This is a genomic window from Bacillus seohaeanensis, assembly GCF_042684945.1.
Classification (GTDB): Bacteria; Bacillota; Bacilli; order Bacillales; family Bacillaceae_B; genus Rossellomorea; species Rossellomorea seohaeanensis.
On sequence record NZ_JBHUMF010000031.1, the window covers coordinates 187,902 to 204,853 of the forward strand.

General features: G+C 34.9%; 17 protein-coding genes and 1 other annotated feature. Of the genes, 14 read left to right on the forward strand and 3 right to left on the reverse strand.

Annotated features, from left to right (window positions below; all coding sequences use genetic code 11):
• The first annotated feature begins 11 nt into the window (after nucleotides 1-11).
• The 4 genes from thrC to ACFSUL_RS14290 all read left to right on the forward strand — a co-directional run bounded on the left by thrC (nucleotide 12) and on the right by ACFSUL_RS14290 (nucleotide 4,868).
• Nucleotides 12-1,109 carry a threonine synthase gene (thrC, locus tag ACFSUL_RS14275; RefSeq protein WP_377936496.1) on the forward strand — a complete coding sequence of 366 codons (1,098 nt, stop codon included), beginning with the start codon at nucleotides 12-14 and terminating at the stop codon, nucleotides 1,107-1,109.
• Nucleotides 1,110-1,426: 317 nt separating this feature from the next.
• Nucleotides 1,427-1,669: a binding site (T-box leader), on the forward strand.
• Between the two features lie 40 nt (nucleotides 1,670-1,709).
• On the forward strand, nucleotides 1,710-2,255 hold the full coding sequence (locus ACFSUL_RS14280) for a GNAT family N-acetyltransferase (protein ID WP_377936498.1): 546 nt from the start codon (nucleotides 1,710-1,712) through the stop codon (nucleotides 2,253-2,255).
• Nucleotides 2,256-2,818: 563 nt separating this feature from the next.
• Nucleotides 2,819-4,615: a M3 family oligoendopeptidase gene (locus ACFSUL_RS14285; protein WP_377936500.1), complete on the forward strand. Its 1,797-nt coding sequence runs from the start codon at nucleotides 2,819-2,821 to the stop codon at nucleotides 4,613-4,615.
• Between the two features lie 22 nt (nucleotides 4,616-4,637).
• Complete coding sequence (locus ACFSUL_RS14290) at nucleotides 4,638-4,868, forward strand: hypothetical protein (RefSeq protein ID WP_377936502.1); 231 nt, start codon at nucleotides 4,638-4,640, stop codon at nucleotides 4,866-4,868.
• Between the two features lie 564 nt (nucleotides 4,869-5,432).
• On the opposite strand, the gene bla is transcribed toward ACFSUL_RS14290, so the two are convergent.
• Nucleotides 5,433-6,356, reverse strand: a complete 924-nt coding sequence (bla, locus tag ACFSUL_RS14295) for a class A beta-lactamase (protein ID WP_377937715.1) — start codon at nucleotides 6,354-6,356, stop codon at nucleotides 5,433-5,435.
• Nucleotides 6,357-6,819: 463 nt separating this feature from the next.
• Here bla and ACFSUL_RS14300 point away from each other — a divergent pair, with 463 nt between their 5' ends.
• From ACFSUL_RS14300 to ACFSUL_RS14310, 3 genes are all read left to right on the forward strand, one after another.
• Complete coding sequence (locus ACFSUL_RS14300) at nucleotides 6,820-8,583, forward strand: BlaR1 family beta-lactam sensor/signal transducer (RefSeq protein ID WP_377936504.1); 1,764 nt, start codon at nucleotides 6,820-6,822, stop codon at nucleotides 8,581-8,583.
• Nucleotides 8,584-8,630: 47 nt separating this feature from the next.
• Nucleotides 8,631-9,020: a penicillinase repressor BlaI gene (gene blaI / locus ACFSUL_RS14305; protein ID WP_071412037.1), complete on the forward strand. Its 390-nt coding sequence runs from the start codon at nucleotides 8,631-8,633 to the stop codon at nucleotides 9,018-9,020.
• 326 nt (nucleotides 9,021-9,346) lie between these two features.
• Nucleotides 9,347-9,787: an NUDIX domain-containing protein gene (locus ACFSUL_RS14310; RefSeq protein WP_071412038.1), complete on the forward strand. Its 441-nt coding sequence runs from the start codon at nucleotides 9,347-9,349 to the stop codon at nucleotides 9,785-9,787.
• 369 nt (nucleotides 9,788-10,156) lie between these two features.
• Here ACFSUL_RS14310 and ACFSUL_RS14315 read toward each other — a convergent pair whose 3' ends face one another.
• Together ACFSUL_RS14315 and ACFSUL_RS14320 are read right to left on the reverse strand one after the other, a co-directional pair.
• Entirely contained in the window at nucleotides 10,157-11,074 is a 918-nt protein-coding gene (locus ACFSUL_RS14315) for a class I SAM-dependent methyltransferase (protein ID WP_377936507.1), read from the reverse strand.
• Between the two features lie 159 nt (nucleotides 11,075-11,233).
• A complete protein-coding gene (locus tag ACFSUL_RS14320; RefSeq protein ID WP_377936509.1) occupies nucleotides 11,234-11,764 on the reverse strand; it encodes a GNAT family N-acetyltransferase in 531 nt (176 codons plus the stop codon).
• A gap of 346 nt (nucleotides 11,765-12,110) precedes the next feature.
• Here ACFSUL_RS14320 and ACFSUL_RS14325 point away from each other — a divergent pair, with 346 nt between their 5' ends.
• The 7 genes from ACFSUL_RS14325 to ACFSUL_RS14355 all read left to right on the forward strand — a co-directional run bounded on the left by ACFSUL_RS14325 (nucleotide 12,111) and on the right by ACFSUL_RS14355 (nucleotide 16,866).
• Nucleotides 12,111-12,689: a 2'-5' RNA ligase family protein gene (locus ACFSUL_RS14325; protein WP_377936511.1), complete on the forward strand. Its 579-nt coding sequence runs from the start codon at nucleotides 12,111-12,113 to the stop codon at nucleotides 12,687-12,689.
• A gap of 380 nt (nucleotides 12,690-13,069) precedes the next feature.
• Nucleotides 13,070-13,552, forward strand: coding sequence for an RNA polymerase sigma factor (locus ACFSUL_RS14330; RefSeq protein WP_071412043.1), 483 nt, complete (start codon nucleotides 13,070-13,072; stop codon nucleotides 13,550-13,552).
• A gap of 4 nt (nucleotides 13,553-13,556) precedes the next feature.
• Nucleotides 13,557-14,219, forward strand: coding sequence for a zf-HC2 domain-containing protein (locus tag ACFSUL_RS14335; protein ID WP_071412044.1), 663 nt, complete (start codon nucleotides 13,557-13,559; stop codon nucleotides 14,217-14,219).
• Between the two features lie 104 nt (nucleotides 14,220-14,323).
• Nucleotides 14,324-14,449 carry a hypothetical protein gene (locus tag ACFSUL_RS14340; RefSeq protein WP_377936514.1) on the forward strand — a complete coding sequence of 42 codons (126 nt, stop codon included), beginning with the start codon at nucleotides 14,324-14,326 and terminating at the stop codon, nucleotides 14,447-14,449.
• A 405-nt stretch (nucleotides 14,450-14,854) separates the two neighbouring features.
• Nucleotides 14,855-15,553, forward strand: a complete 699-nt coding sequence (locus ACFSUL_RS14345; RefSeq protein ID WP_377936516.1) for a class I SAM-dependent methyltransferase — start codon at nucleotides 14,855-14,857, stop codon at nucleotides 15,551-15,553.
• Nucleotides 15,554-15,627: 74 nt separating this feature from the next.
• Nucleotides 15,628-16,389 carry a class I SAM-dependent methyltransferase gene (locus ACFSUL_RS14350; protein WP_377936518.1) on the forward strand — a complete coding sequence of 254 codons (762 nt, stop codon included), beginning with the start codon at nucleotides 15,628-15,630 and terminating at the stop codon, nucleotides 16,387-16,389.
• A gap of 132 nt (nucleotides 16,390-16,521) precedes the next feature.
• Entirely contained in the window at nucleotides 16,522-16,866 is a 345-nt protein-coding gene (locus ACFSUL_RS14355) for a DUF6176 family protein (RefSeq protein ID WP_071413917.1), read from the forward strand.
• The last annotated feature ends 86 nt before the right edge of the window (nucleotides 16,867-16,952 follow it).

Sequence of the window (16,952 nt, forward strand, 5' to 3'; positions counted from 1 at the left end):
AGACGATGAAAATGACCAATTATATTTGTTCAGTATGTAATGAAACGTATCCGATTCAAGAAACTCGTTGGAAATGTGAATGTGGTGGGCTACTGAATCTAGTAAAATCAAAAGCAGACTCACAAAACAAATGGACAAGTCACCCATCGATTTGGAGATATGCGTCTTCAATGGATGCTGGAGAAGACTTAAAAGGCTGGCCTTCCGTTACCCTCGGTGAAGGGCAAACGCCTTTGCTTGTATTAGATGAAACAGAGTCAAATACATTTGTTAAAGTAGAATTTATGATGCCTACACTTTCATTTAAAGATCGTGGCGTTGCAGTATTAGTAACTCTGGCGAAACAACTAGGCGTGGAAAAAATGATTGCTGATAGTAGTGGGAATGCAGGAACGGCAATTGCTGCTTATAGTGCAAGAGCTGGAATTGACTGTGATGTCTATGTGAGGGCAGATACTTCACCAAAAAAACTGGCACAAATTGAAGCGCATGGAGCAAAGGTTAAAGCCGTTAAAGGGACAAGAGAAGATGTGGCAGCTGCGGCCCAATTAGCTGTTGAAGAAGAACAAGTTTTTTATGCCAGTCATGTCTATAATCCATATTTTTATGAAGGAACAAAAACATACGCTTTTGAAATTTTTGAGCAGTTAAAGAAAGCACCGGATACAGTGATTGTTCCAGTAGGAAACGGAACATTAGTATTAGGTGTATATTATGGTTTCAAGGAGCTTTTAGAGGCAAATAGAATTGACCGTATGCCAAAAATTGTAGCAATTCAAGCTGAAAAGTGCGCCCCACTTGCCAAAGCATTTGAAAATCAAGAGATAATAGCAAAGCCAGTTAGGAATGAAGGGACTTTAGCAGAGGGGATTGCCATTGCAGCGCCAGCAAGATCGAAACAAATATTAGAAGCAATTCGAGAAACTAAAGGCACGATTATCACAATCGGCGAAGAAGCAATCACAGAAGCTCGTAGAAAACTTGCAGCCAAAGGATTCTATGTAGAAATTACTTCTGCCATTAATTATGCAGGGTACTTAAAGTATTCAAAATCTAAAGATGAAGTAATTATAATTCCCTTATGTGGAGCTGGAATTAAGTCGAATTAGAATATAGGTGGGAAGCAGGGACAGGTCCCCTGTCCCAATCCATCTTTGCTGTTTCATTTAAAAAATTCCTTTACTTGAAAAAACTTTTAAAATAAAGATTGATTATAACCCCTGCGTTAAGATGCAGGGGTTTTTTGTTGCACAAACGGAAAGCTCAATTAAAAAACAACGTTATTAAAAATCGGAAATAAATGATTGTTGTTAAGCTAAAAGGCGTTTGGAATGTGAAATTACTTACTAGTTTTTGAGTGATTATTCAAAATATTATTGAATTAGCCTATAGAAAAATATATAGTAGTAATTAACAAATATTTCTATTAATTTCGTTGATGAGAACAAGTAAGTGAATAAGTTGTGCCACAGAGAGTTGGTGTAATGCTGAGAGCCAATGTACACTTATCCCTGAATATCCTCTCGGAGAAGGAAAGCTGAAAATGATAGTAAGCTTTCTCGTAAAGCCTACGTTATAAGGCTCGCGTATTATAGTACGTCGATTAAGAGCAAGAAAGTTATATTTTCTTGAAATTTGGGTGGTATCGCGGGTTAAACTCGTCCTTATTAGTGGGACGGGTTTTTTATTTTTTATTTGGAGGGATGAGTATGTTTAGGTTCAAAGTAAATGAACAACTTAATTTAGGCTTATTACAACCTCACGACGCAGAAGAGGTCTATAAGTTAGTAGATGGTAACAGGGACCACTTAAAAGAATGGCTTGGATGGGTAAATAACATTAAATCTGCTGACGATTATCGCGAAACAATTATCCCTATTTGGTTAAAGCAATTTGCAGATAATAATGGATTTAATGCAGGAATATATTTTCAGGGGAATTTGGTTGGGATGATTTCGTTTCATTATATAAATTGGAAAACAAAACATACTAGCATAGGTTATTACCTTGGGAAGGAATTCGAAGGAAAAGGAATTATCATTAGCTGTGTTAAAGCATTAATGGATTACGCGTTTGAAGATCTAAAACTTAACAAGGTTGAAATACAATGTGCTGAAGCTAATACAAAAAGTAGAAAGATACCGGAACGTATTGGGTTTAAACATGAGGGGATAAGTCGTGATGCGGAATTTATAAATGACCACTATAATGACATTGTTACTTATAGTATGCTGAGAAGCGAATGGAAAAAATAATATAAATTTATTCAGCAATATATGGACTTTAACGGAATTAATAAGTATAAACTCACCAAATACAAAATGTTGCAATTTGGCAAGGATGATAGGAGTGAACATCTTTCTTTTTGTTATCGCTCATATATTTATAGGATTAGCATTAGTTTAGTTTTATGGAAAATTACCTAAAAGCACTTACTGTATTTGCATCTGTGTTTTTAACTATGAGTTTTCTTTATTCGGGAACAGTTATTATTAATTCGTTGTTGAACTAAACGGGGGCAATAACTAAAGATCAGATAATTGATCACCGGCTATTGCCCTTCTTCGATTGGGCAGGATTGTGGAGTAGCTTTTATATTGCACAGTAGACTAAATACTGTGCAACAAAGAACTTCACTTTTAGGTGACTTTGAGAATAGATGTACTTTAGCTAACGATTCTGTTTAATAATTTAACAAGAGACATTAATATTACATAAAAATTTTTCTTATTAAGATAGGAATTATTTTCCTTTATAATATGCTATGGTGAGAATGTACGTTCGTGTTCAGTGAAACATACTTATTAGGGAGGAACAAATGGAGAAACTAAGCTATTCAAAAGTATGGAATCTAGAGACGGTTTTTATGGGGGGGAGAAAATCAAGTCAATTTTTAGATCATGTCAATCGATTAGAAGCTCTTGTATATGAACTAGAAGGTAGTATTAGAACATTAATTACTCCACTTTCAAAAAATGAAATAATTAAAGTGGTCCAGTTAATAGAGAATATCGGAAACATTGGCTTGTACTTATCCCAAGCTAATTCGTTTATCACTTGTCTCCTTGCAGAAAATCCAAAGGATCACGAGGCTGCGGTTTTACGAGGAGAAGTTGCTCGAAAGGAATCCCGCTTTGAAAAAGAATTATCGAAAGTAAAGAAGATATTAATTAGCATAAAGGAAGAGGTTTGGGAAGGCATACTAGCAACCAAAGAATTACAAGAATATAGATTTATTCTAAACGAATGGCGAAAAAGTGGAGATAATATTTTGTCTGAAGAAGAGCAAAATTTAATTTCAGATCTTATGGTCGATGGGTATCATGCATGGGGAGAATTCTATAAAGATTTAGTAAGTAGTATTAACGTAAAAATTATGATTAATGGTAAAGAAGAAAATCTATCAGTTGGACAAGCCATTAATTTACGGTCGCACCATAATGAAGAGGTGCGCAAGGAAGCACATTATATATTAGAATCTAAATGGAAAGAGAAAGAAGAGTTATTTGCTAAAATAATAAATCACATTACTGGCTTTCGTTTACAAGTAAATAACAAACGTGGGGTAAAAAGTGCAATTGAAGATCCTTTGAAAAAGAACAGAATGAAGGAACAAACACTGAATACAATGTGGAGAGTAATCAGTAAATATAAACAACCTTTCTCTAATTACTTGAAGCGAAAAGCCGAAATGATAGGCGGATCTAATATGAAAGCTTATAACTTCTGGGCTCCAAGTATAAAAAGTAATAAAGAAATAAAATTTGATGATGCTGCTAACCTTATTGCAGAACATTTTAGTCAATTTGGAACAGAATTAGAAGGCTTCGCTAAACAAGCATTCTTAGAAGGCTGGATTGAAGCAGAAGACCGACCAAATAAGTCCGCTATTCCGTTTTGTGCTAGTTTTCCACTCACAGGTGAATCAAGAGTTTTTATGACATTTAGCGGTACTTTTTTAAATGTGTTAACTCTTGTTCATGAGTTGGGGCATGCTTTTCATAATCACGCTATGAAAACTGTTAATGGATTGAATAAGCGTTATCCGTTAAGTATTGCTGAAACTGCTTCAACCTTCTCCGAAATGATTATTTTTGATGCTGCAATGAAAAAGGCAAATTCAAAAGAAGAAAAATTGTTTATACTTGATGAAAAGTTAAAGCGTAGCGTTATGAACTTTATGAATATGCATTCGAGATTCATCTTTGAGCAGAGATTATACGAGGAACGTAGTAGAGGGATTATTTCACCCAATCAAATAAATCAGCTAATGGAAGACTCAATAAATGAAGCATATGCTGGTTCCCTTAAAGAACCTTCCATTTATTCTTGGGTTTGGACACCACACTACTATATTACTCAATCGCCTTTTTATAATTTCCCATATACTTTTGGGTATTTATTTGCGTTAGGTATTTATGCAAAGGCAAAAGAGAAAGGAAAAGATTTTGAGAAAGATTATTTGAACTTACTTCGCGATTCAGGAAGTATGACTGTAGAAGATTTAGTTATGAAGCATTTAGGAGAAGATATTACTTCAGAGGATTTCTGGGAAAAAGGAATGGAATTATGCGTGAAAGATGCAGAAGAATTTATTAGATTAACTTCTTGTTAACTTATATAAAAGGAGTGTAAAGGTGGACCTATTACTTTGGATAACTATTGGTTTCATAATAATTGGATTTGTTGTTCTCACTTCTATGAAAAAAGATATGGAAAGCAAGGTCACTTTTATAAAAGCAAATATGGAAGACGAGGAAAATTCATCAAAAGCTAAATCCGTAATTTGGTGGATATGGAGTACCATTGCTTGGGGGATAGTAAGTATGTTTCTTGTTGTTTGGTGTTTTCATGACCACTTTGGATAACTGTTGACTTCAAATGTGCTTAAAAAAACAGGTACTTTTGTATTAATTGTCTGAAGTATACTGTAATGTCTATTCTTGAATAATAACTATATACATTATAAATTCAATAAACGTGCCCAAATGAAAGGTTGGAAAGAAATCGAAATCCGAGAAATGCTGTTAAACCAGTATTTCTTGGATTTTCCTTTGAATATTGTCTATACAGCTTTTTATGCAAATATATAAACAGGGCTACGATAGTACTTTTCAAAATTATTCAGAGTGTGTTTCTGAATAAAGACCTGTATATTTGACGCTTTAAACCTGCTTTTTTTATCGTTTCTATACTTCAATTACAGGGATTTTAGTTGAAAAACGCTCTTCAACAATCGGTCCAGGTTCTTGAATAATTGATGAGGCACCTAATTGAAAAACCCAGCTAATCTTCATAAGAAGGTAGCTGGGTTTTTACAATTAGTTGTACATAATAACACCTAAATGAAACAAAAAGTTAGGTAAATTAAGATAAGGCTATCCACAATAACAATCGATACGAGTTTCGATGGATTTTGCCATATCTGTTTATTATTTTAAAGCGTTTATTACGATTTCCGCGGCCTCTGCAATAAGAGCATCGTCATACGCTGCGTCCTCCGTAGTGCGGTCAGATAGAATGGCAATGACAATTGGGGCATGGTCAGGTGGCCAAACGATGGCAATGTCATTTCGTGTTCCGTAACTTCCTGCCCCGCTTTTATCACCAACGACCCATCCTTCGGGTACACCAGCACGGATTAGTGTATCTCCAGTGGTGCTGCCAACTAGCCAGTTGGTCATGCGTTCGCGCTTTTCCGAAGAAAGCAAGTCACTAACCACAAATGCTTGTAGACTTTGGGCAAGTGCTTTAGGTGTACTTGTGTCACGGGAGTCTTCCGGAACCGTTAAGTTCAAATCAGGTTCGAGACGATCAGACTTTGTAACCTTATCGCCAATCTCCCTTAATACGGTTTCAAATCCTGCAGGACCTGCTAGTTCATTGAATAGTAGGTTTCCTGCTGTATTGTCGCTGTAACGGATAGCCGCATCGGCGATATCTTTCAATGACATTCCGGTATCTACATGTTTCTCTGTAATCGGTGAATAGGGGACCAAGTCATCCTCCGTATAAGTGATGATTTCGTCAAGGTCATTTAAGGATTTTTGCTTGAGCATTGCACCTGCAGCTAGCGCTTTGTAAGTGGAAGCGAAAGCGAACCGCTCATCTGCTCGGAAGGCGATACTCTTTTCCGTTTCAGTATCGATTGCATAAACTCCGAGTCGGGCGTCAAACTCGTTCTCAAGCTGGGTAAATGCCTTTTCTGTAGAAGTTCCTTCTGCCTCATTGGTTTCCGGTTCGGACGTGGAAGTAGGAGAAGTGGCTGCGTTCGTACAACCAGCCAGCATAATCAGAATGAGTAATGATAGAAGGGGAGTTCCCTTAGAATTATGTAGTCTGGGTAACGTACTCATTAATTTTTTCAAAATGATAACCTCTTTTCTATTAAATAATCTATCAAACTATATTCGTTGTTGTTTTGCTGTCTCGAATTGATTGGACCGCCACCTTTCTGCTTAATGGATTACACGTGTAATATGATACTACAACTGTAATCTGGATTGGTCAACCTTTTTTTTAAAAGCTATTTTCGTAAAGGTTGTTGCTTTTCAACTACAAACTAGGTTTCACCAACTGAGTTGATTTCCGCTACGGGCAGAAGGTAGAAGTAAAAACAACAATCTAGGAGAAAAGAACCTTTTAAAAGGAACCAAAATATCCAAGAACCATAGATTCATTCTAGAAAGGGGGAGTTTGATAAACTACAAATCGCATGCTATTATTTGAATATTACATTTGTAATTCTAGGGAGAGGGTTATATTTATGAAAAAGTTTCTATTAGACTCTGGATTCTACTTTCCCCGTCAGGTAGAGACATGATTATATACTTCATCATCTGTTTTATGGTGTCTTCTTTAACCATTACAGGGATTATGCTAATTCGTAGATTATTCCGAAACCAATTATCTGCGAAAGGGCAATATCGGTTATGGTATTTATTGTTGATTGCGTTGATCCTGCCGTTTATCCCCGTTCAATTTCTTCCTTTTGAAGATTCCTATATTGCTTTGGATGTCAGCCAAAGTAACGGAATAAGTCCTTCGTTTAAGAGTATAGCGGAAGTGCAAAGCTCGAATTGGATACAGGACTATTCCATATCTGTCAACCGGTCTAATCTAGAATATTTGAACATCATAACAACCTGTATATGGATTGCAGGGGTGCTTGTCATGACGGTTCTGGCAGTAAAGGCATGGCTCGAAGTAAAGAGGATTAAGAGAACGACATACCGTTTGGAAAATAAAGACGTGCAGTTTTTGTTTGAACAGTGCAAAAAGCAATTGAATGTATCGGGACATTTAGTTGTAGGGGAATCACCGCATGTCAAATCTCCGATAACATTTGGCCTTTTTAGAAATTATGTCGTGTTGCCAATTAATTTTGACGAATGGCTATCTTTGGATGAAATCAACTATATATTTTTGCATGAGCTTCATCACTATAAATCGAAAGATATCGCTTCGAATTACCTGATCGTTATTTTTCAAATCATTTACTGGTTTAATCCACTAGTTTGGATTGCTTTTCGGAAAATGCGACTAGATCGTGAAATTGCCTGTGATTATGCAGTGTTAGGTTCCTTAGATGAGAATTGTCATAGAGAATATGGGATGACAATCATCAATTTTATCGATCAAGTTTCACGACAAAAAAACTTTATTTTAGCTAATCAATTTAATGGCTCCAAAAAGCAAATCAAAAGCCGCATAGAGCGTATTGCTTCCTATACAAAAGAATCAAAACTTTTGAAGATGAAAAGTATAGTGATTTTCACCATGTTAGGGGTACTGGTTGCTAGTCAGGTTCCACTAATTTCTGCCATGGCCAATGATTACAGTCATTATGATTTTAAAGGGGAAAAGGCTCTTTATTTGGATTTAAGTGAGCATTTTACTGGCTATGATGGAAGCTTCGTCTTATATGATATTCAAGCTGATCAATACCAAATATATAATAAAGATAAAAGCACTTTGAGAGTGTCACCGAATTCTACTTACAAGATTTATAGTGCATTGTTTGGGCTCGAGTCCAATCTAATATCTAGTGAACATTCTACGATAAAATGGAATGGCACACAGTACCCCTTTGATTCTTGGAATTCAGACCAAAATTTAACGACGGCGATGAAAAATTCAGTGACTTGGTATTTTCAGGAGTTAGATAAAAGAAACCAGGCTGGGATTATCCATTCTTATCTGAAGCGAATCAATTACGGTAATTCCGATATGTCTGGGGGAATCAATCAATTTTGGCTAGAATCATCATTAAAGATTTCCCCAATAGAACAGGTGAAATTATTAGCTGATTTGTATACCAATCAGTTAGGGTTTAAAAAGAAAAACATCCAAACCGTTAAAGAGGCTATCAAACTCGAGGAAAAAGATGATGAGATTCTATCAGGAAAAACGGGTACAGGCACCGTCAATGGCAAAGAAATAAATGGTTGGTTCATTGGATATGTAGAGAACGAGGACAATACGTTTTTCTTTGCAACCAATATACAGAATAAAGAAAATGCCTCTGGGAAAAAGGCGGCAGAAATAACCTTATCCATTTTGAAGGAAAAGGGGATATATTAAGTAAGCTTTGCTAAAAGATCTTTTTTATCAAAAGGAGGTGCAACTGTGTGTCTAAAAAAATTCCCAATATCTCAGAATCTGAATGGGAAATTATGACGGTACTTTGGGAAGAGTCCCCACTTACTGCCAATGATGTGATTTCCAATCTACAGGAACGAACGGATTGGAAACCCAAAACCGTACGTACTCTCTTGGATCGTCTTGTCAAAAAAAATGTAGTTGGTGTGAATAAAGAACAAAGGCTTTATACTTTCTTCCCACTATATTCGCAGGATGAATGTCAGCATGCGGAGGCGGAATCTTTTGTTAAACGAATTTATGGCGGCGCTCTGAAGTCGATGTTGGTCCATTTTATCCAGGAAGACTCCTTATCTGAAGAGGATATTCAGGAATTACGTTCCATGTTGGATCCAAAGCAGAAAAAACGAACTCATTAAATGGGACGCAGGGACAGGTCTCTTGTCCCATGAAGCTTGAAGTTATTCAATGAACGATAGCAGGTTCGTGCAAGAACACCTTTAATTTTTCCATTATTAGTTGTAAAATAGGAAATGTACTAGAAAATTATAATCTTTGTTTATAAACTAGAAAATTGTAGATAGGGTTCCGCTATTTAGATAGGTCTGTGACCGAGGTCTACATCTTTTACACATGTAAAAGGCACCTATTGACATAAAAGGTCCGAGGGGAAAGGTTTAGCGTATTTGTTATGCGTTGAAACCTTTCCCTTCGGACTTTTTTAATTTTTAAAGGAGGTTTTTGTATGAAGAGAATTGATGAATTAAAAGCTGGTGTTGCTGTAATTATTTTAAATGAAGCGAATCAAGTTTTGTTACAGAAAAGAGCAGATGTAGGGCTATGGGGTATTCCTTCAGGACATATAGAAATAGGGGAAACCGTTGCTGAAGCAGCGATCAGGGAAGTAAAAGAAGAAACGAATTTAGAAATAAGAATTAAAAAACTGATTGGTGTTTATTCTGACCCTAATTCACAAGTATTTGCCTATCCAAATGGGAAAGTAGTCCATTTTATAACAACGTGTTTCCTTGCTGAAATTACAGGTGGAGAACTTAGATGTAACTCAGATGAATCGCTTGACATTAAATTTTTTGGACAACAAAACCTACCACAAGACTTATTGAACATGCATCCTCGATGGTTAAACGATGCCCTTGAAAAAAGAGAAATGGCGTTCATTCGTTAAAGTGAAATCCTTATGGAAGGGTGATTTAGGAAGGGACGCAGGGACAGCTTCCTTGTCCCAAACCATCTTCGCTGTTTCATTAAAAAACTCTTTTACTCAAAATACAAAAAATGGTGACCGTGTAGTTTTATAAAAATGATTGATTATAAACCCTGCGTTAATATGCAGGGTTTATTTTGGTGCACAAACGAGCCATTGTATGGAACAACACCTAGATATCTAAGTGAAAATTTTAGGGGAGGTTGTGAAACTTTGTACTTAAAGTAACGGCGCAGCAAAGTTCAATAAGAGATATAATCTGATATGTCACATCTAATAATGGAAAACCGCTCAATCACCCTAAGGATTGAGCGGCATGTAAATAGATAATTATTTCTTTACAGCATGGATATAATGAATCGTTTCAAATGCAGTCAAATAATCTGACCGATCGCTAAAGAAACGTTCATTGATTGTCGTTGGAGATAAATGTTCATAAATGAGTAAACCTGCTTTTTCTAACATATTCTCCATTTCATCATAAGAGAAACACGATTGCATCCTTTCTCCACCAGCTGAAGCCATTTTCAGCATATTTTCAACTCGATTAGACATTCCCTTTTCTTCAAAGAGTGTTTCGTCTGCATAATCAAAAACGATCGAGCTTCCTGGTGGGACGTTGGCGAATAAATGATTGAATAAGCTTGAAAGTTCCTTTTTCGTTAAATAATAAGAAACACCCAAAAGGCAAAAGAATGTTTTTTTGTTATTATCAAATCCTTCATCTAGGAGGCTTTGATCGGAAAACGTATTCGTGAAGTCCATCGGAACAAAATGAAGATGGCTAGGAGTTTGAAAATTTGCATCCGCTAATCTTTTCCTTTTAAATTTTTGTGTAGCTGGATGATCGATTTCAAATATTTCTAGTCTGTTTTCTAGTTCGGGATGTCTGAAGCAAAAAGTATCTAAGCCAGCTCCGAGAATCACGTACTGTTTTACTCCCAACATCACCTCATTAAGCAATACTTTTTCACAAAATGCAGCACGGGCTAAGGGTGTTGGAGAAAGTTGTACTTGTGTAATCCATTTTAACATTTCATTTGGATGATCTTGAAACTTTTGAGCAATCTCTTGGTTGAAAAACGATATGCCTTGAATCATATTCTCTCTGATTCTTGAAAACTCTTCTGGAGAAATGAGATCTTTCGCGATAAAATCGTCGAAAATCTTTGGTGTATCATATTGACTATGATAGGCCCGAGCGAAAGCGGATACTAAGGAAGTTACACTGGATTCATTTTGCTTCATTCCATTACCCCTCCGTATAAAAAAATAAGATTCCCCTGGCCAGGAGAATCTTATTATACATATAAATATTTTAATTGTAAATTATAGCATAAATATATTTTTTTGTCAAGTTATTCGTTTGTGTTTTATAGTGTGGAAATTTTGATCATATTCTCTGGTTTAATCTGTTGCTAACAACGAATATAGATTGAGATCAATAAAGCGTCCTTTTGATCTTTCCACTTTTCTCATGGTTCCTTCAAAGAGGAAATTTAATTTTCTAAGAACTTTAATTGAGTTAATATTTTCAGGTTCTACTTTTGCTTCTATTCGGTTAAGTTTTAAATCGTTAAAAGCATGCTTTATTAAACAAGTAATAGCTTCAGGAGCATATCCTTTGCCCCAATAATGTTTATTAATTTCGTAACCAATTTCGGTTTTTGCATTTTCGAAATCTAAAATATTATAACCACAAGAGCCAATAATTTTATTTGATTCTAACTCAATTATCGAGTAACGAATTGCAGTGTCTCCTTTAGATAGTTCATCAAATAATAAAATCATTTCTTTTGCTTGTTTTTCATCAGTGAACCTATCAATACTCATAAATCTAGTTACTTCTGGGTTAGACCAAATTTGAAATAAGCTATCCGAGTCTGATAGCTGCATTTTTCTTAACATTAATCTTTTCGTGCTTAGGTCTGTAATCAATATTTTCCCTCCATTATGTTGTTATTTTGGGGTCAAGATATTGATATCTGCGCATAGTTCAGTCCTTCCATATAAAGATAACAAAATTATACAAGCTTTCTGCTATATTTAAAAGATTTATTAGGCCTGCTGCACAGTACAAGGGTATTATTCAATAGAAAAGATATTCCACAAATGGGTGCTATCCTCGAATAAGATGGCGTTCTTTTTTGTATGTGGTAATTTTCTTGATATAAAGGGTTTTAGGTATCCTAAATAGAAAAAAGTTAGTACATCAATTAAAAGGCAGTAATGTGGAGTAAGGATTTAATGGTAAAACTTTATGACTAGTAGAGGAATGAGAATAATGAAATTCGAGTATTTTATTGGAATTGTCCCGCCAGAAGAATATTTGGAACAGATTGAGCATTTTCAAAGAAGATGGGTAAACCATTTAGGTGTAGAGCCACATATAACTTTGAAAGCACAAGGGGGATTAACCCCAGATAAAAAGTGGATAGACAAAGTACAAAAAGTTTGTGAAAAATTTCAACCCTTTCAAGTATCATTAGATAAACCAATGTATTTTGGAGATAACATTTTATATTTGAGTGTTAACTCAAAAGAATTACACAACTTACATCAAAAAATAGTACAAGAAATTTCGCCATCAGACGACTTAATAAAGAAGTATTTTGAGCTTGATGACTTTGTACCCCACTTAACATTGGGAAAAGAACATGACGGTGTTAGCATTTCTTCTGGGCTATCAAAGCAAGAACTAAAAGATATGGAAAAATTAGCAGAAAAAGAATTGACACCTTTTCCTAATTTTCAAGTGAATTTTATTAGAATTTATGAACTAAACATTGAAAAGCTCAGATATGATAGGTATTTAGATATCCCTTTGAGTAATTACTCTCTTAAAACTGAGGCTTTTTTATAGACTTCTCCATTTTAAAGTAAAAGAGGAATGTTATTGAACAAAACCAGCTATGGTGGGACTAGGGACAGGTCCCTAGTCCCAATTCATCTTCGCTGTTTCATTTAAAAAAGTCCTTTACTTGAAAAAACTCTTTGACTCAAAATACAAAAAATGGTGACCGTGTAGTTTTATAAAAATGATTGATCATTTAAAATAAAGATAGATTATAAACTCTGCGTTAATATGCAGGGTTTTTCTTGCTCCATAAACGGGCCGTTTAATTGCATAAGTGGATATCTGCATCTGTTACAAAGATGCAGTTTTTTTATTAAATTGTTGTAACAAAATCAATAATTTTGTGATACATAGGTGAATGGCCAGACGGAAGAGGGAGGGTGGCAGTGAATAAGGACAATATATACCAAGATTATGGGGATTTTATTTTTAAATACTTGTTAACTTTGACAAACAACCTTGATTTAGCAGAGGAGTTAACTCAAGAAACATTTTATCAAGCGATTAAATCCATTAATAACTTTAACGATAATGGTAAAGCCAAATTTTCCACGTGGCTTTGTGCAATTGCTAAAAATGTTTGGCTACAAGAATTAAACCAAAAAAATAAAAAACAACAATTGAAGGACTCACTAAAAAGTGAAAACACAGCATATTACGATTTGGAAGAGGAGTATATAAAAAACGAAGATAAAGTTATGTTTTTTAAAAAGGCTCATCAACTAAGTGGGGATAAACGAGAAATACTTTATTTAAGATTGCTGGGTGATTTATCGTTCAAAGAAATTGGTTCAATCTTTGAAAGGACAGAAAACTGGGCAAGGGTGACTTTTTATAGAGCAAAACTTGAACTCAGAAAGGGTGAGTAAGGTTATGAGGCATAGTGTATTTAAGGATTTGGCTCCTGCTTATATTGATAAATTAACAAGTGAAGAAACAAACGAACAGATAGAAAAACATATGGATCAATGTGAAGAATGCCGAGACTATTTAAACAAAATGAAGGGAGATTTATTTTCAGAAGATGAAAATGAGAGAAGAAAGGATAAAAGGAACATTGATTATTTCAAAAAGGTACGCTCCAAAAATAGAAAAAAGATCTTAGTTATCGTATCATCACTACTAGTAATGTTTCTTGTTCTGATAATTGCTTATTACTTCGTTTTTGTAAACATGTGGTTAACAAATTCCAGTAATGTTGAAACAAAGATTCAGAACCAAGGCACGATGACCACACTCTTATTCAAAGCAAAAAAGGACAATCATTATATAATTTTAACAGATGCAAAAACAGAGGAAGGATATACAGATACTATATTCGTGTATGAAAAAAGGAACGATTTCTCTACCCCAGCAAAACTCCTAAAAGATGGGAGTGGCATTTCCTTTACATTTGCAGATGAAAACACATTATTACTGTATAATGGAAAGAAAAAGAAACTAACCGATGAAGATAAGGTGACTATACAGTATAAAGATAAAACTGATGTAATCCCTATAAAAAATTTATATAATAAAAATAACGATGCTGAATGATTTAGAAATAGGATAGAAGTTATACCGCAAACGGACGCTTATCCCTAATATGAACTGCACCCCCATTGTTGGACACAATCTAACAATTGGAGGTGTAGTTTTTTATGGCTAAATTTTCTATAGAAGAGAAGCTAGCGGTAATTAGGCGATATAAAGAAGGTACGGAAAGTTATCTTACGATTGGAAGAGCCATTGGTACATCAGATAGTGTTCCAATTAACTGGGCTTGAGTTTAATAAAAGTACAAGATTTTTAGGAAAGGGGCTTGGTTATTCAAGTTCCTTTTTGTATTAATTCAAATGTTACATTCTCGTTGTTTATCCCTAAATGTTTACTTGTAACCTTTTTGTAACCTTTGTAATAAAGTAACGTGATAAATAAAAAAGTGATATCTTTTAAACGGTTTCTAACTGAGTGCAGGAAGGTTTTATGGTGAGGATGTATAAACGATATTAAAGGTACGGTAGCAGCTCTTAAACGCGTAATAAAAGATGTTGAAGTGTGGTTTTTGTACGTGTTTATGGGATTTAACCAATCGACATGTAATTTGTTTTTAATGGTGACTTAACAAAGGGGATTGTAATATTTAGTAAAATAGAATAGTGGAAAAAAATTACTGAAAGAGGTTGCTGTTTATGAGAGAAGTTATCGCTAATTATGAGGATTTAATGGAAATGTTAGATTCGCTATTCCGTGAACCAACTGGTTTCTGGGATGATTTTTATTCTGAACGTGAAAAGAGAGTCCCCTTTTTTGCAAACGTACCTGATGAAAATTTAGTTAGCTATTTTGATTGCAATCTAGTAAGACCAGGAAGAGTTCTTGAATTAGGGTGTGGTCCTGGTCGAAACGCTATCTATTTTGCTAAGCAAGGTTGCAAAGTAGATGCAATTGATCTATCACAAGAGTCCCTTGATTGGGCAAAGGAACGAGGATCTGAAGAAAATGTAGAAATTAACTTCAAAAAAGAAAATATCTTTAAGCTAGAAGTGGAACCAGATTCCTATGACATTGTTTATGACTCTGGTTGCTTACACCATATTCCTCCCCATAGAAGAATAAGTTATATTAATTTAGTGGAAAAAGCATTAAAGCCAGGTGGTTATTTTGGTTTAACGTGTTTTTTACCTGGTGGGGAATTAGGCGGAGCAAATATTACGGATTTGGAAGTTTATAAACAACAAAGTCTAAAAGGTGGACTAGGATACTCGGAGGATATGTTACGTTCAATTTTCAAGGATTTTAAAGCAATAGAAATTCGTAATATGAAGGAAGTCACGCAACCTAATGTTTTTGGTGTAGCAGGTTTATTAACTGCATTATTTCAAAAATAGAAGTTCAGAAGATAAGGTACATTGAAGGGAGTTATCGATCCCTGTGTATTCATTAAATGAAAAAAGGAGTTATTATGGCAAACCTTTTTGATAATGTAGCAAAAGATTTTAGTAAATACCGAACAGGTTATCCTAAGAAATTTTATGAAATATTAGAGAGTTCATATGGGGTAGGTTTACCAAATCAGAAGATACTCGATATAGCCACGTCTAACGGCTTAGTTGCAAGAGATTTGGCGGCGAAAAATTGTATTGTAACAGGCATTGATAATTCCTGTGAATTGATTAATGAAGCAAAATCTACTGGGAATATGGGTCGTGAAATAGAATACATATTAGGAGATGTTACCGAATTACCATTTACAAATGAATATTTTGATAATGTAATGGCAGTTCATTGCTGGAATGTACTTCCAACCTTACAAACATCACGTGAGGTGATTCGTGTGCTAAAAAAAGGTGGAAAATTTGTTGTTGCCCATTTTGAACATTTTCCCATGAAGGATGATGTTGTCACACAAACCAAAAGTCTAGTTGCAAAGCATAATAAGGGTAAGAGCACTTTATCCAGTCAACGGTTATATCCCGACTGGATAGATGAATTATATCATGTTGGCTTCCGCAATATTGAAACGTTTACTTTTGACACAATAAACAGTATGAAGCATGAAGAGTGGAGAGGTCGTATGAGAACGGAAGCCGAAGTTGGTGGAAGTCTTTCATTTGAAGAAGTGCAGAAATTTGATAAGGAATTAGACTGTCTATTAAAGAAGAATTATGAAGGACAAAGAATAAAGGTTCACCAACGTATGTTTTCTATTATTTGTGTGAAATGAGGGTTTGTTAATCTTCCACTAAAGGGGGCAATAACAGAAGATCAGCTAATTGACCACCAGCTATTGCCCATTTTTAATTATTGGACAGTTTACTTGAAGAAGCTAATAAAGAAAGGATTTGAGTTTGTGGCGATAAATGTTGAGTTATCTAAGTTTAAAGTTAAAAAGGGTAAAACAGAAGTAGTTGATGAATGGATGAATTTTTTAAATCAACATATGGAACAGGTACTCTTAACTTTAAAAGATGAAAAAATGTATGTAGAGTCCATTTTTCGAGAAAAGGATGCAGAAAATGAGTATCTATACTGGTTTTCAGTCCAAGATGAAGGTGGAAATAATGTTGAGGAATCGCGCCACGAAGTAGATAAGAAACATCTTGAATACTGGTATGAATGTATTGATGAAGAAATCCCACACGTTGACTTAGAAACAAAAGTAGTTATGATACCAGATACCATTCGTAATGTAATGGAATAAGCAAGACGTTCTTCAACAAACGGGCGCGATAATTTAATATCGCGCTTTTTTGCTGAAAAAATCATTGTAAGGGCTATTACTTTTTG